This is a genomic window from Pseudomonas sp. BCA17, from assembly GCF_004519405.1.
Classification (GTDB): domain Bacteria; phylum Pseudomonadota; class Gammaproteobacteria; order Pseudomonadales; family Pseudomonadaceae; genus Aquipseudomonas.
Genome location: NZ_SGWI01000003.1, coordinates 574,475 through 589,864, shown reverse-complemented (window position 1 = coordinate 589,864; position 15,390 = coordinate 574,475). Strand labels below are relative to the sequence as shown.

14 protein-coding genes are annotated in these 15,390 nt (G+C 60.4%); 6 read left to right on the top strand and 8 right to left on the bottom strand.

The genetic code is table 11. The features are described 5' to 3' along the window. Nucleotides 1-14 precede the first annotated feature (14 nt). Nucleotides 15-2,120 carry a bifunctional diguanylate cyclase/phosphodiesterase gene (locus EXW71_RS15270; RefSeq protein WP_134659108.1) on the bottom strand — a complete coding sequence of 702 codons (2,106 nt, stop codon included), beginning with the start codon at nucleotides 2,118-2,120 and terminating at the stop codon, nucleotides 15-17. 313 nt (nucleotides 2,121-2,433) lie between these two features. On the opposite strand from EXW71_RS15270, the gene EXW71_RS15265 reads away from it, so the two are divergent. Then, entirely contained in the window at nucleotides 2,434-3,099 is a 666-nt protein-coding gene (locus EXW71_RS15265; RefSeq protein ID WP_123717223.1) for a polysaccharide lyase family 7 protein, read from the top strand. A 73-nt stretch (nucleotides 3,100-3,172) separates the two neighbouring features. Here EXW71_RS15265 and fba read toward each other — a convergent pair whose 3' ends face one another. From fba to tkt, 6 genes are all read right to left on the bottom strand, one after another. Next, nucleotides 3,173-4,237 carry a class II fructose-bisphosphate aldolase gene (fba, locus tag EXW71_RS15260; protein WP_134659111.1) on the bottom strand — a complete coding sequence of 355 codons (1,065 nt, stop codon included), beginning with the start codon at nucleotides 4,235-4,237 and terminating at the stop codon, nucleotides 3,173-3,175. A gap of 214 nt (nucleotides 4,238-4,451) precedes the next feature. Further along, entirely contained in the window at nucleotides 4,452-4,784 is a 333-nt protein-coding gene (locus EXW71_RS15255; protein WP_123717222.1) for an MliC family protein, read from the bottom strand. Nucleotides 4,785-4,845: 61 nt separating this feature from the next. Next, complete coding sequence (locus EXW71_RS15250; RefSeq protein ID WP_134659113.1) at nucleotides 4,846-5,073, bottom strand: hypothetical protein; 228 nt, start codon at nucleotides 5,071-5,073, stop codon at nucleotides 4,846-4,848. A gap of 29 nt (nucleotides 5,074-5,102) precedes the next feature. Continuing rightward, entirely contained in the window at nucleotides 5,103-6,266 is a 1,164-nt protein-coding gene (locus EXW71_RS15245) for a phosphoglycerate kinase (RefSeq protein ID WP_134659115.1), read from the bottom strand. A gap of 17 nt (nucleotides 6,267-6,283) precedes the next feature. After that, on the bottom strand, nucleotides 6,284-7,339 hold the full coding sequence (epd, locus tag EXW71_RS15240; RefSeq protein ID WP_123717219.1) for an erythrose-4-phosphate dehydrogenase: 1,056 nt from the start codon (nucleotides 7,337-7,339) through the stop codon (nucleotides 6,284-6,286). A gap of 209 nt (nucleotides 7,340-7,548) precedes the next feature. Continuing rightward, the gene (gene tkt / locus EXW71_RS15230; RefSeq protein ID WP_123717217.1) at nucleotides 7,549-9,546 is read right to left on the bottom strand and encodes a transketolase; all 1,998 of its coding nucleotides are present in this window, start codon (nucleotides 9,544-9,546) and stop codon (nucleotides 7,549-7,551) included. A gap of 271 nt (nucleotides 9,547-9,817) precedes the next feature. Between tkt and EXW71_RS15225 the strand changes: the two genes are divergently transcribed. The 5 genes from EXW71_RS15225 (at nucleotide 9,818) to EXW71_RS15205 (ending at nucleotide 14,819) form a co-directional block, all read left to right on the top strand. After that, entirely contained in the window at nucleotides 9,818-10,813 is a 996-nt protein-coding gene (locus EXW71_RS15225; RefSeq protein ID WP_134659117.1) for a metalloregulator ArsR/SmtB family transcription factor, read from the top strand. Nucleotides 10,814-10,832: 19 nt separating this feature from the next. Next, a complete protein-coding gene (gene metK / locus EXW71_RS15220) occupies nucleotides 10,833-12,023 on the top strand; it encodes a methionine adenosyltransferase (protein ID WP_123717215.1) in 1,191 nt (396 codons plus the stop codon). A 220-nt stretch (nucleotides 12,024-12,243) separates the two neighbouring features. Beyond that, nucleotides 12,244-12,594, top strand: coding sequence for a hypothetical protein (locus tag EXW71_RS15215; RefSeq protein WP_134659119.1), 351 nt, complete (start codon nucleotides 12,244-12,246; stop codon nucleotides 12,592-12,594). A 95-nt stretch (nucleotides 12,595-12,689) separates the two neighbouring features. Then, a complete protein-coding gene (gene ligB / locus EXW71_RS15210; protein ID WP_134659121.1) occupies nucleotides 12,690-14,354 on the top strand; it encodes an NAD-dependent DNA ligase LigB in 1,665 nt (554 codons plus the stop codon). Between the two features lie 69 nt (nucleotides 14,355-14,423). Next, the gene (locus EXW71_RS15205) at nucleotides 14,424-14,819 is read left to right on the top strand and encodes a DUF1090 domain-containing protein (protein WP_134659123.1); all 396 of its coding nucleotides are present in this window, start codon (nucleotides 14,424-14,426) and stop codon (nucleotides 14,817-14,819) included. 6 nt (nucleotides 14,820-14,825) lie between these two features. On the opposite strand, the gene EXW71_RS15200 is transcribed toward EXW71_RS15205, so the two are convergent. After that, nucleotides 14,826-15,275 (bottom strand): cytochrome c, encoded by a 450-nt coding sequence (locus EXW71_RS15200; RefSeq protein WP_064454500.1) that lies wholly within the window; start codon nucleotides 15,273-15,275, stop codon nucleotides 14,826-14,828. Between the last annotated feature and the right edge of the window lie 115 nt (nucleotides 15,276-15,390).

Below are 15,390 nucleotides of genomic sequence, written 5' to 3'. Positions count from 1 at the left end.
CCAGTGTAGCGAATTCAAAGCGGGCGGGGGTGGGTCCAGGCCGCAACCTCCTCGGCGAGCAACGGTTGCGCCGCTAAAGGGCCCTGGATAAACAGGCAGCCATTGGCCTTGAGCCACACGGCTTGCTCCTGCGTTTCCACGCCCTCGGCGATGACCGACACATCGAAGTGTTCACACAGCTGGATAATGCTGCGCGCCATCGCCGCATCCCGCTTCGAGCCCGGCAGGCGAGCCACCAGTTGCGGGTCCAGCTTGAGCGTATCGAACTCCAGATCGCGTAAATGGGCCAACGAGCAGCGACCCGCGCCGAAATCGTCCAGCGCAATGCGCACACCGAGCTGGCGCAGCAACTTGAGCTGCCTGGTGGATTCTTGCAGGTTGTTCATCAGGCAGTCCTCGCTGATTTCCACCTCCAACTGCCGGCCTTGCAACCCATGTCGCTCCAGTACCTGCTGCAACTGGTTCACGAGGTTGGGCATGTTGAACTGGCTGATGCTCAGGCTCACGCTCAACACCAGCTCGCTATCAAAATTGACTTGCCACGCTTGGCGCTGAGCCGCGACCTGCTGGTAGATCCAGGTACTCAGCTGGCTGATCAGGCGAGCCTCTTCCAGCAACGGTAAAAACAGCCCCGGGGGAACGTCGCCGACGCTCGGGTGCTGCCAGCGCAGCAGCGCCTCCACGCCCCGCAGACGCCCATCTTCCAACGACACCTGTGGCTGGAACACCAGGGTGAACTCCTTGTTCTCGATGGCGGTACGCACACTGTCTTCGAGCATCAACCGTGAGCGGGCGCGGCCGTTCATGTCTTTATCGTAATAACGATACTGTTGACGGCCCGCGCGCTTGGCTTCGTACATCGCGATATCCGCCGCCCGCAGCAGGCCGCTCAAGTCCGAACCGCAGTCCGGGTACGTCGCAATACCGATGCTGGCCCCGAGCATGACATCCAAGCCATCGAGGTGCTGACAAACAGACACCCGCTCGATCAGCTTCTCCGAGATTTTCGCCGCCTGTTCCGGGAACTCAAGCTCCAATAACGCGGTGAATTCGTCGCCCCCCATACGTCCGAGAATGTCGTAGGAACGCAGACACGCCTGCATCTGCTCCGACACCCAGCGCAGCACGCGGTCGCCGGCGTCGTGACCCAAGGTATCGTTGACCCGCTTGAATCCGTCGAGGTCCAGGTACAACAACACCAGCGACTGATCATTGCGCTCGCTGCGCAGCAGGGTGCTCTCCACCGCCTGCTGGAAGCCACGCCGGTTCAATAGCCCGGTCAGCGGATCGGTGACCGCCTGGAACTCCAACTGTTGGTGAAGATGGTGTACTTCGGACATATCCAGCACCGTCACCACCATGGCCTTCTGCTCAACGGGCAGAGGTGCGCAAGACAACGCCACCGGCACTTGCTGACCGCGAAGGGTACGCAAAATCGCGTCGTGCTGGCGCCACATTTCCCCTTTGCGATACGCCTCGTACATCGGGAAACCCAACCAGGCAGGCACGTGGGGCTTTTGCAGGAAACTCAGAAAACTTTCACCCTGCAACTCAGCCATTGTGGCGTTGAGCAGGCGCGAAATCGCCGGGTTGGCATACTGGATGACGCTGCCCTCACCCACCACCAAAATGCCCTCGGCAGCGTTGTCCAGCACCGAGGCATTGAAGGCACGGGCAGACTCCAGGTCATGGCTCAGGCGCTGCAAGGCCCGCCGATTACGCTGGTGCTCCAGCAACACCTGCACTTTGGGCTTGAGGATATTCGGGTCAAAGGGTTTGAACAGGTAATCGATGGCACCGCTGGCATAACCTTCCTGCACTGCGGCGGAAGATTGGGCATGGGCCGTGAGAAAGATGATCGGCGTCATTCGCGTGCGCTGGCTGCCACGCATCAAGCGCGCCACTTCAAAACCATCCATGCCGGGCATACGCACGTCCAGCAGCACCAGATCGATTTCGTGGGCCAGCAGTAATTCCAGGGCTTCCAGGCCGGAAGCGGCGGTGATTACCCGCCAGTCTTCCCGCTGTAACAATGCACGCATGCTGATGAGATTTTCAGGGTAGTCGTCGACCACCAAAAGAACCGAACTGCCATCGCCGTGGTGTGGAGCACAATCCATGCTACGTCTCTTCCTTTGGGAGCTGCACCGGTCACTTCTAAGACTAAAACCGGACAAACACTGAGGCATCACTCTAGACCCGGTTCTAAAAAAGCAGAAGTGAAGTGAATGCCATCATTGCGCCAATGGTCAGGAAGCCGACTAACGGTCAAACCCTACAGGCCACGCCCCCCGCGACATATGGCTTTTTGGCATTCCGTTGACGCCAATAAATTGCCAGGAAGTGTTTAACAACCGACGCGAACCCACCTATAAAGAATCTGTGAAGCCCCCGGGCTAAAGCTTTCAACCCCCCTGCAATAAGGCCAACGCCATGATCGACCTTTCCACTTGGAACCTGAGCATTCCTGTCGGCTCCCCGCCCGCAACCATCGACACGCCGAAGCTGATGAGCGGTTTCAACGACCAGTATTTCCAGGCCGAAGGCAGTAACGTGCAATTCTGGACACCAGTGACCGGCACCCGCACTGAAAACGCCATCTACCCACGCAGTGAATTACGTGAGACCTACGCCGACGGCAGGTTGCGCAACTGGACCTATCCGGAAGCGAACAACTTCCTGCGGGCGACCCTGGAGGTCAACCAGGTACCATCGTCCGGGAAAGTCGTGATCGGGCAGATTCATGCCTACGACAGCCAGAAGCCGCTGATCAAGCTCGAATACCAGTTCAAGGAAAAAACCCAGACCGGCAACATCGTCGCCAAGGTGCGCATGCGCCCGGATGACGGCGAAGGCCGCGTGGTGACCATCGCGTCGAATGTGCCGCTGGAGAAGAGTTTTACCTACGTGATCAACCTCAACAAAGCCGGCTTGCTCAGCGTGTATGCCGCCGACGGAGAATGGAACGAGCGAATCGGCGCGGCGTGGGGGACCAAGCCGTTGTACTTCAAGGCGGGGGTGTATGTGCAGGACAACAGTGGGGATAGCAAGGAAGGCGCGCGGGTGACGTTTGCCAAGTTGGATATTGATCACGAATAAACCACGCGCAGGCATCGAATCCCAACCGAAAAAAAAGCCCGCATCACTGCGGGCTTCTATTTAAACGCGAGGCTTAGTTCACCTTAGCGTTCAACTCACCTTTCAAATACCGCTGGTACATCGCTTCCAACGAGATCGGCTTGATCTTCGAAGCATTACCGGCCGCACCGAACGCTTCGTAGCGAGCGATGCACACGTCGCGCATTGCCGTTACGGTAGCGCCGAAGAACTTACGTGGGTCGAACTCGCTCGGGTTGGTCGCCATCAGGCGACGCATCGCACCGGTGGAAGCCAGGCGCAGGTCGGTGTCGATGTTGACCTTGCGCACGCCGTACTTGATACCTTCGACGATTTCCTCAACCGGTACGCCGTAGGTTTCTTTGATGTCGCCGCCGTACTGGTTGATGATCGCCAGCCACTCTTGCGGTACCGAGGAAGAACCGTGCATCACCAGGTGGGTGTTGGGAATGCGTTTGTGGATTTCCTTGATGCGGTCGATGGCCAGCACGTCGCCGGTAGGTGGCTTGGTGAACTTGTAGGCACCGTGGCTGGTACCGATGGCGATGGCCAGGGCATCAACCTGGGTCTTTTTCACGAAGTCGGCAGCTTCTTCCGGGTCGGTCAGCATCTGGCTGTGATCCAACACGCCTTCGGCGCCGATGCCGTCTTCTTCGCCGGCCATGCCGGTTTCCAGGGAACCCAGGCAACCCAGCTCACCTTCAACCGATACGCCGCAGGCGTGGGCCATGGCCACGGTTTGTTGGGTGACGCGTACGTTGTACTCGTAGTCGGTCGGGGTCTTGCCGTCTTCACCGAGGGAGCCGTCCATCATTACCGAGCTGAAGCCCAGTTGGATGGAGCGCTGGCACACATCAGGGCTGGTGCCGTGGTCCTGGTGCATGCACACCGGGATGTGCGGGAATTCTTCGATCGCGGCGAGGATCAGGTGACGCAGGAACGGCGCACCGGCGTATTTGCGGGCACCGGCCGAAGCCTGGACGATCACCGGGGAGTCGGTCTTGTCAGCGGCTTCCATGATGGCGCGCATCTGCTCAAGGTTGTTGACGTTAAAAGCTGGGACGCCGTAGCCGAACTCGGCTGCGTGGTCCAGCATTTGACGCATGCTGATAAGTGCCATTGTGTTGTCTCTCCCGATCGAGGGTCGTTAATCGTGCAAGCCTGCCGTAGCGGCGGCTGCTATTCAAGTTATTGCAGATCAAGGGGTTAAGGCTTGGCCTGCTGAATCGTTATTGCAGTGTCCGATTCAAAATCCATGTCACTTTGGAACCGGATCTACTGTGGGAGCGGGCCCGCTCCCACCTCTGGATCTCATTAAATTCCAGACCGTGTTCTTACTGGGCTTTGCAGCCCCGTCCGATCAAGTCATCGGTGGCGACCCAGTAAACCAGGCCTTCCTCACCTTTTGTGTGAAACGCCAGTTGGCCGTCGCTGTACAGCACGCCCGAGGCGGCAACCTCTTGTTTGAGGCGGTAAACCTGGTCGGAACCGCCGAGGCGCACATCCACCTCATTGCGGGCTGCATTGGCAAAACGCCAGTTGACCTCGGCCTTGCTGTCGCAGGTCCAGGTGGTCCACTTGTCTGTCGACTCTGCCTTGTTGAACATATTCATGCTGCTGCAACCAGCCAGAAGTGCCAGTGCCGCCAGGGCGAAAACGCCTTTCATTGCCAATCCTCGAACGGCGACCCAGGGGCCGCCACTGCTGTCGGTTAGTTGATCAGACCCATCAAGGGCAACCCTGTTCCTGACCGTTGGGCGCGGCGTCGTATTTCTCCAGCCGCTCGTTGCCGATGCGCTTGTTGATCACCGGCATGGTTTCGGCTTGCCAGTCGGCCTGGTAACAGCTGTGCTTGTGCGGCGCATCGGCTTTATCCGCCTCGGACGCTACCCGCGGCGGGCTACCGCAGGCGACCAACAGGCTTGCGGTGATCACCAATGCCAGCGACTTGATCATGGGAATGCTCCTTTTCCGGATCACGCGCCTTAACCTTTGGCCCGGGTTTCCAGCACTTCAACGGCTGGCAGCACTTTGCCCTCGACGAACTCGAGGAACGCGCCGCCACCGGTAGAAATGTAGGAGATCTGGTCAGCAACGCCATATTTATCGATGGCCGCCAGGGTGTCGCCGCCGCCGGCAATGGAGAATGCCGTGCTTTCAGCAATCGCCTTGGCCAACACTTTGGTGCCGTTGCCGAACTGATCGAATTCGAACACGCCGACCGGACCGTTCCACAGGATAGTCTGGGAAGACTTCAGCAATTCGGCGAAGTTAGCCGCGGTTTGTGGGCCGATATCCAGGATCATATCGTCGGCAGCCACGTCAGCGATCAGCTTGACCGTCGCCTCGGCGCTTGCAGCAAACTCCTTGGCTACCACCACATCGACCGGCAGCGGCACGCTGACTTTGGCGGCGATTGCACGGGCGGTGTCGAGCAGGTCCGGCTCATACAGCGACTTGCCCACCGGATGGCCGGCAGCGGCCAGGAAGGTGTTGGCGATACCGCCGCCGACAATCAGTTGATTGCAGATCTGGCTCAGGCTGTTGAGCACGTCCAGTTTGGTGGACACTTTGGAGCCGGCCACGATGGCGGCCATCGGTTGAGCCGGAGCCCCCAGGGCCTTACCCAGTGCGTCCAATTCGGCAGCCAGCAGCGGGCCGGCAGCCGCGACCTTGGCGAACTTGGCCACGCCATGGGTCGAACCTTCGGCGCGGTGAGCGGTGCCGAAGGCATCCATCACAAACACGTCGCACAGGGCCGCATATTGCTGGGCCAGTTCGTCGCTGTTCTTTTTCTCGCCCTTGTTGAAGCGCACGTTTTCGAACAGCACGATGTCGCCCGCTTTTACGTCGACGCCGTTCAGGTAATCGGCCACCAGCGGCACCTCACGCCCCAAGGCTTTGCTGAGGTAATCGGCTACAGGCTTGAGGCTGTTTTCGGCGGAGAACTCACCTTCAGTCGGGCGACCCAAGTGGGAGCAGACCATCACGGCCGCACCTTTTTCCAGGGCCAGCTTGATGGTCGGCAGCGAGGCCAGGATTCGCGCATCGCTGGCGACAACACCGTCCTTGACTGGGACGTTGAGGTCTTCGCGGATCAGTACGCGCTTACCTTGCAGATCGAGGTCGGTCATCTTCAACACGGTCATGGGTCGCAGTTCCTGAATTACTGTTGAGGTTGTTTAGAAGCGATGTGCAGATAGTGTTCGGCAACATCCAGCATGCGGTTGGCAAAGCCCCATTCGTTGTCGAACCAGGCCAGGATGTTCACCAGCCTCGGGCCGGAAACGCGGGTCTGGCTGGCATCGACAATCGCCGAATGCGGGTCATGGTTGAAATCACAACTGGCGTGGGGCAACTCGGTGTAGGCCAGCAAGCCTTTGAGCGGGCCGCTGGTGGCGGCGTCGCGCAGGATCCGGTTGACCTCCGCCGCATCCGTGTCGCTGACGGTCTGCATGGTGATATCCAGGCAGGACACGTTCACCGTCGGCACCCGTACGGCTTTGGCCTGGATTCTGCCGGCAAGTTCCGGCAAAAGGCGTTCGATACCACGGGCCAGACCTGTGGACACCGGAATCACCGACTGAAACGCCGATCGCGTGCGGCGCAGGTCTTCGTGATGGTAGGCGTCGATCACCGGCTGGTCGTTCATCGCGGAGTGGATCGTGGTGATCGACACATAATCCAGGCCAATCGCCTGATCCAGCAGGCGCAACAGCGGCACGCTGCAGTTGGTGGTGCAGGAAGCGTTGGACACCAGCAGTTCATCACCGGTCAGGCAATCCTGGTTGATGCCGTAGACGATGGTGGCGTCGACATCCGCCTCGCTGGCCATCGGCTGGGAAAACAGCACGCGTGGTGCACCGGCGTCGAGGAAACGCTGGCCATCGCCACGGGTGTGGTAGGCACCGGAGCATTCCAACACCAGGTCGACGCCCAACGCCGCCCAGTCGATGCCCTCGGGGGTGGCACTGCGCAGCACTTTCACGCAGCTGCCATTAATGTGCAGACAATCGCCGTCAACCCGCACTTCGCCCGGGAACCGGCCGTGGGTGGAGTCAAAGCGTGTCAGGTATTCGATACTGGGCATGTCGGCCAGATCGTTGATCGCGACAATTTCAAACCCGGCCGCCGCCCCTCGCTCGAACAGAGCACGCAAGACGCAACGACCAATGCGGCCGTAGCCGTTGAGTGCAACTTTGTAGGGACGCGGTTGAGGCATGGGGTTCTCGCAGTATGGGCGACACAAACAACTGTAAGAGAGCGCTTGTGTGGCGAGGGAGCTTGCTCCCGCTGGAGCGCGTAGCGCTCCCAAACCGGTTGCCGAGGTGTATCTGATACAGCTCGGTCACTCGGATTGGGGCCGCTTCGCAGCCCGGCGGGAGCAAGCTCCCTCGCCACAACAAGCTCGCTCCTACAAGGGAACGCGCCTTAGTCTTCCAGCAGCTCTTCAGCCTGACCCAGGATGTTTTCCAGGGTGAAGCCGAACTCTTCGAACAACGCTGCCGCCGGCGCGGACTCACCGTAGGTGGTCATGCCGATCACGCGGCCTTCCAGGCCCACGTACTTGTACCAGTAGTCGGCGTGAGCCGCTTCGATGGCGATACGCGCGCTGACCTGCAGTGGCAGTACCGATTGCTTGTAGCCGGCGTCCTGGGCTTCGAACACGCTGGTGCACGGCATGGACACAACGCGCACGTTGCGGCCTTGTGCGGTCAGCTTGTCGTAGGCCTGAACGGTCAGGCCCACTTCGGAACCGGTGGAAATCAGGATCAGTTCCGGCTCGCCGATGCAGTCCTTGAGCACATAACCACCACGGCTGATGTCGGCGATCTGCGCGTCGGTACGCACTTGGTGCTGCAGGTTCTGACGCGAGAAGATCAGAGCCGAAGGGCCGTCCTTACGCTCGATGGCATGCTTCCAGGCCACCGCGGATTCCACCGCGTCGGCTGGGCGCCAGGTGTCCAGGTTCGGCGTGGTGCGCAGGCTGGTCAGTTGCTCGACCGGCTGGTGCGTCGGGCCGTCTTCGCCCAGGCCGATGGAGTCGTGGGTGTACACGTGGATCACGCGTTTCTTCATCAGCGCGGCCATGCGTACGGCGTTGCGGGCGTATTCCATGAACATCAGGAAGGTCGCACCGTAAGGCACCAGGCCACCATGCAGGGACACGCCGTTCATGATGGCGCTCATGCCGAACTCGCGCACGCCGTAGTACATGTAGTTGCCGCTGGCATCTTCAGCCGAGACACCTTTGCAACCTTTCCACAGGGTCAGGTTGGAACCGGCCAGGTCAGCCGAACCGCCGAGGAACTCAGGCAACAGCGGGCCGAAGGCATTCAGGGTGTTCTGGCTGGCTTTACGGCTGGCGATGGTTTCGCCCTTGGCCGCGACTTCGGCGATGTAGGCCGAGGCTTTTTCCGAGAAATCGGCAGGCAGGTCACCGGCGAGGCGGCGTACCAGCTCATTGGCCAGCTCGGGGAATTCGGCGGAGTAGGCGGCGAAACGCTGGTCCCACTCGGCTTCAGTGGCCAGGCCTTTTTCCTTGGCATCCCATTCGGCATAGATGTCGGCAGGAATTTCAAATGGGCCGTGGTTCCACTTCAGCGCTTCGCGGGTCAAGGCGATTTCCGCGTCACCCAGTGGGGCGCCGTGGCAGTCTTCCTTGCCTTGCTTGTTCGGCGAGCCGAAACCGATGGTGGTCTTGCAGCAGATCAGGGTTGGCTGCGCGCTCTTGCGGGCGGTGTCGATAGCGGTCTTGATTTCTTCCGGGTCGTGGCCGTCGACGTTGCGGATCACCTGCCAGTTGTAGGCTTCGAAACGCTTCGGGGTGTCATCGGTGAACCAGCCTTCGACTTCACCGTCGATGGAGATGCCGTTGTCATCGTAGAAGGCAATCAGCTTGCCCAGGCCCAGGGTACCGGCCAGGGAAGCGACTTCGTGGGAAATGCCTTCCATCATGCAGCCATCACCCAGGAACACATAGGTGTGGTGGTCGACGATGTCGTGGCCAGGGCGGTTGAACTGCGCGCCCAGTACTTTTTCAGCCAGCGCGAAGCCAACGGCGTTGGCCAGGCCCTGGCCCAGGGGACCGGTGGTGGTCTCGACGCCTGGGGTATAGCCGAATTCCGGGTGGCCCGGAGTGCGGCTGTGCAGCTGGCGGAAGCTCTTGAGGTCATCGATGGTGACGTCGTAGCCGGTCAGGTGCAGCAGCGAGTAGATCAGCATCGAGCCGTGGCCGTTGGACAGCACGAAGCGGTCACGGTCGGCGAACGACGGGTTGCTCGGATTGTGCTTCAGGTAATCACGCCAAAGTACCTCGGCGATATCCGCCATGCCCATAGGGGCACCGGGATGGCCGCTGTTGGCTTTTTGCACGGCATCCATGCTGAGGGCACGAATGGCGTTGGCACGCTCACGACGGCTGGGCATCGCTGATCTCCTGAGGATTTTGAATAGAGTGAATAAAAGAAACGGAAAAAAGGACCGGCATTTTCCCTCAGCCACCGCCTGCGGGCAATGACAGATAGTCACTTGGCGGTGTTTTTCCTGTGCTTCGGGCGGCAATCGCCTGCAGAAACCTTTCACCGGTTCGTCTGTAAGACTATAGGCGCTGCTTATAACCGCCACTTATCGATCAATATCAAAACTTTTTGATATTGACCTTGCGAGGATTTCCACCCATCACTAGACTGCTGGCCTTATGAACCTACCCGTGCCCTCCCTGCGCCCCGACGACGGCGATGAACTGGCAGCCTTGTGCAAGGCCGCTGGCGATCCGTTGCGCCTGAACGTATTGCGTGCACTGGCCAACGACTCCTTCGGCGTGCTGGAACTGGCGCAGATCTTCGCCATCGGCCAGTCGGGCATGAGCCACCACTTGAAGGTGCTGGCCCAGGCCGACCTGGTGGCCACCCGTCGTGAAGGCAATGCGATCTTCTACCGCCGCGCCCTGCCCCATACCGAGCTGCTCGGCGGCAAACTGCACGCGGCGTTGCTGGACGAAGTGGACAACCTTGGGCTGCCGACAGATGTGCAGTCGCGTATCGCTCAAGTGCACGGGCAACGCGCCGCCGCCAGCCAGGATTTTTTCTCACGGGTCGCCGAGAAGTTTCATGCCCAGCAGGACCTGATCGCCGGCTTGCCCCAATACCGCGAGAGCGTACTGGCGTTGTTGGACAAGCTGAGCTTCAGTGAAGAAGCAACCGCACTGGAAGTCGGCCCTGGCGATGGCGGTTTCCTGCCCGAACTGGCACGCCGCTTCGGGCAGGTCACCGCACTGGACAACAGCCCGGCCATGCTCGAACTGGCGCGCCAGTTGTGCGAGCGCCAAGCGCTGGGCAACGTCAGCCTGCAGTTGGCTGACGCCCTGAATCACACCAGCCTGCGGGCCGACTGCGTGGTGCTGAACATGGTCTTGCACCATTTCGCCGCCCCCGCCGACGCCCTCAAGCAAATGGCCGGGTTGCTGCACCCCGGCGGTAGCCTGCTGGTTACGGATTTATGCAGCCACAACCAGAATTGGGCCAGGGAGGCCTGCGGTGATCTCTGGTTGGGGTTTGAACAGGACGATCTGGCCCGTTGGGCCACCGCTGCGGGACTCGTTCCCGGGGAAAGCCTCTATGTAGGTTTACGTAATGGTTTCCAGATCCAGGTTCGCCATTTTCAGCGACCGGCTGGCGACACTCACCATCGGTAAATATCAGGAAAACATCGAGATGAGCGAATACTCCCTTTTCACCTCCGAGTCCGTGTCTGAAGGGCATCCGGACAAAATCGCCGACCAGATTTCTGACGCGGTGCTGGACGCCATCATTGCTCAAGACAAGTTCGCCCGTGTGGCGTGCGAGACCCTGGTGAAAACCGGTGTAGCGATCATCGCTGGCGAAGTGACCACTTCGGCCTGGGTCGACCTGGAGCAGATCGTCCGTGATGTGATCACCGACATCGGCTACAACAGCTCCGACGTTGGCTTCGACGGCGCCACCTGCGGCGTGATGAACATCATCGGCAAGCAGTCCCCCGACATCAACCAAGGCGTGGACCGTGCCAAGCCGGAAGATCAAGGCGCGGGCGACCAGGGCCTGATGTTCGGCTACGCCAGCAACGAAACCGACGTGCTGATGCCTGCACCGATCACCTTCTCGCACCAGCTGGTACAGCGCCAGGCCGAAGCTCGTAAATCCGGCGTGCTGCCGTGGCTGCGCCCGGACGCCAAGTCCCAGGTGACCTGCCGCTATGAAGGCGGCAAAGTGGTCGGTATCGACGCCGTTGTACTGTCGACCCAGCACAACCCGGACGTGTCCTACGCCGACCTGCGAGAAGGCGTGATGGAGCTGATCGTCAAGCACGTGCTGCCTGCCGAACTGCTGACCAAGGATACCCAGTTCCACATCAACCCGACCGGCCAGTTCATCATCGGTGGCCCGGTAGGCGACTGCGGCCTCACCGGTCGCAAGATCATCGTCGACAGCTACGGCGGCATGGCTCGTCACGGCGGTGGCGCGTTCTCCGGTAAAGACCCATCCAAGGTTGACCGTTCCGCTGCCTACGCCGGTCGCTACGTGGCCAAGAACATCGTGGCCGCCGGCCTGGCCGAGCGTTGCGAGATCCAGGTGTCCTACGCCATCGGTGTGGCACAGCCTACGTCGATCTCGCTGAATACTTTCGGCACCGGCAAGATCAGCGACGACAAGATCATCAAGCTGGTACGCGAGATCTTCGACCTGCGCCCTTACGCGATCACCACCATGCTCGACCTGCTGCATCCGATGTACCAGGAAACCGCAGCCTACGGTCACTTCGGCCGTACGCCTGCGCAGAAGACCGTCGGCGACGACACCTTCACCACGTTCACCTGGGAAAAAACCGACCGCGCCAACGACCTGCGCACTGCTGCCGGCTTGTAATCGCTCGCGGTACTCAAAGCCCCGCCCGGTTAGCCCGGCGGGGCTTTTTATTGCCCGGTGGTTTGCGAACGAAGCGCACATATTTTGGATCCAAACCTTGCAGGCCAAATAATGGCCCTCTAGAATCCGCGCCCTCTCGGGCCCTTCACCTTAATTTGGATATTGCACTGCGCCCGCCCGGGACGGATAAGCGCGCAGGCAATCGAACATTGAGGTTTTCATGCGCATTTCCACGCTCGCCCCTGCCGCACTTCTGCTCAGCCTGTTCACCCTGCCGGCTCACGCCGCTGACCTGAGCGCACTGAGCGGTGCCCTGAGCTCGCAACTGGGTGGCGGTAATTCCGGCGATTGCCAGCAACACGCCAAAGACCTGCAAGCCAAGATCGATGCAGCCAACGCTCAGAACGACGTCCTGAAAGTGAGGGCATTTGAAGCCGCGCTGGAACAAGTCAACAAAGGTTGCAACAAACTCGCCGACTCCCAGGCCAAAGTTGACGCCAGCCAGCAAAAGCAGCAGGCCAAGGCGCAGAATAATGATGCAGTGAAAGCCTTGGGCGGCCTGTTCAAGTAAGCGGAAACACCCGGTAAAAAGCCCCGCGCGTCCGGGGCTTTTTTGTGGCCGTGCGCATCACTTAGGCTGGGCGCCCTTTTCGAGCAAGGATGCTCATGATGCGCCTGCTGATTGTTTTACTGTTCAGTGCTCTACCTTTTTGGGCCGGGGCCGAAAACTGCACCGATCAGACCCGTTCACAGTTCGACACCCTGACCAGGCAGATCCACCTGTGGGACGACAGTTACCACCGCCTCGGCCAGTCCCCCGTCAGCGACGAGCTTTACGACCAGGCGCGCCAGCGCCTGAACCGTTGGCGCGAGTGTTTTCCCCACCCCGCATCGGACGCTGATAACCCCCTGGCCAGTGCGCGGGGCACACTGCCTCATCCGATCGTACACACCGGCCTCGAAAAGCTGCCGGATGAGTCGGCAGTCAGCGACTGGCTTGGCCAGCGCCAGGACGTCTGGATTCAACCCAAGGTCGACGGTGTAGCGGTGACATTGGTGTATCGCAGCGGACGTTTGAGCCAGGTCATCAGCCGCGGTGACGGCCTGCTCGGTCAGGACTGGTCCGCCTCCGCCGGCAGGATCGCCGCCATCGTCCAACAACTGCCGGAGCCCGTGGATGTCGTGCTGCAAGGCGAGCTTTACTGGCGCCTGGATGCACATGTGCAGTCGGCAGATGGCGGACTCAATGCCCGCAGCAAGGTGGCCGGTTTGATGAACCGCCACCAGTTGAATGACGTCGAAGCCGCCGGAATCGGCCTTTTCGTCTGGGCCTGGCCAGAAGGCCCGGCCAGTTTCTCCGAGCGCCTGGCGACCCTGACACGCTGGGGCTTCATCGACAGCGAGCGTTACAGCCAACCGATCAAACACATCAGCGACGCCGCGCAGTGGCGCACTCACTGGTACAACCAGCCTCTGCCGTTCGCCAGCGACGGTGTGGTGCTGCACCAAGCCGCGCATGCTCCTGCCGAACGCTGGCAAGTCGCAGCACCTTACTGGGCAGTAGCCTGGAAATACCCGGCCGCCAAGGCTCTGGCACTGGTACGCAAGGTGCAGTTCAAGGTGGGTCGCACGGGGCGTATCACCCCCATTCTGGAGCTGGAACCGGTGCGCCTGGATGACCGACAGATCAGCCGGGTCAGCGCCGGTTCCCTGAAGCGCTGGCAAACCCTGGATATCCGCCCCGGAGACCAGGTGTCCATCAGCCTGGCCGGCCAGGTGATCCCCCGGCTGGAGGAGGTCATCCTGCGCAATGAGACAAGGGTGCAAGTGCAAGTACCCGATGCCCAGGCCTTCCATGCCTTGAGCTGCTGGCAACTGGACCCCGGCTGTGAGGAGCAGTTGCTTGCGCGCCTGACCTGGCTCAGCGGCAACCAGGGCCTGGCCTTGCCGCATATGGGCCGCGAGACCTGGAACATATTGATACAGGCCGGTCTAATAGCAGGCTTTCTCGATTGGTTAACCCTGGATGCGACAGAGCTTGCTAACATTGATGGCTTCGGTGACCGCAGCCGTGCGCGGGTGCTCGACAACATCCACAGCGCCCGGCAACGCCCCTTTGCACAATGGCTCAAAGCGTTGGGTGTACCGCCTTCGGCACGCAACAACCTGAAAGGCGGCTGGCAGACCCTGGCTACCCGGGACACACAAGCCTGGCTTACTACCGAAGGCATCGGCCCGGGTCGTGCGGCGCAACTCAGCGCTTTTTTTCACGACCCGCAAGTGCAGGCGTTGGCTCAAACATTACACACGGCCGGGATAGACGGGTTTTGAACCCAGGCCAACCACCTTTAATCACGGCAGAATTCACCCTGCCATCGGATCGCAACTTTGGAGTCCCACATGAATTTTTTCGCCCCCCTCGCCCTATTGACCGTCGCAAGCTTCATGACCACACCGTTACTGGCAGCCGAAGAAGCCCAGCCACTCACCGGCTGCGCCGCCAAGCGCCAGGCCATCAGCACTCAGATCGAACAAGCCAAGGTTCACGGCAACAGCGAGCAGCAGGCCGGCCTGGAAAAAGCCCTGAGCGAAGTGACCACCCACTGCAATGACGCTTCCTTGCGCAAAGAGCGGGAAAACAAGGTGCTCGACGCCAAGCATGAAGTCAGCCGCCGTCAGGCCGACCTCGACAAGGCGATGAAAAAGGGCGACGCCGACAAGATCAACAAGCGTAAGGACAAGCTCGCCGAATCCCGCAAAGAACTGCAGGACGCAGTGGAAGAACTCGACCAGTAAGACCCGTCAGTGGTCGCGGAACTGTTTATGGCAGGCGGTGCAGGCGTCTTCGACTTTCTGCACGGCAGGGCCCAGGTTGCTGGCTTTGTAAGGCTGGACCTGACTGGCGATCACCAACTCACCGGTGGCAGCCTCAAGGTTTCGGGCCAGCTCCTGGAAGCGTGCCTGTTGTTGCCACACGTTATCCTTGGCACTGGTATGGTCTTCTTCGCGCACGCTTGGAAAATGTTTCCACGGTTCATGGGACAACGCGTCCAGCTTGACCGCACCTTCGGCGAACTTTGCGCCGTCGAACGGAATGCGTCCGCGCAACATGCCCCCCAGGTCTTCGCCGGTCTTGAGCATCTGTTTGAAGATCGCCTTGCGCTGGCCCAGGGGAGAGTTCGGATCAACACCGCCGCAAGCGGACAACGTCAGGCAGGCCAGCAATACCACGGTCAGTTTTTTAAAAGTCATGTTGGCTTCATGGTCACGGGAACGGCGGCCAGTATCCTCGCCCCGCCCACAAAGACCAATAGCCCTATTAATAATAAGGGTTGCCCGCTGGCGTTGATGCGCGGGTGATCGCTTC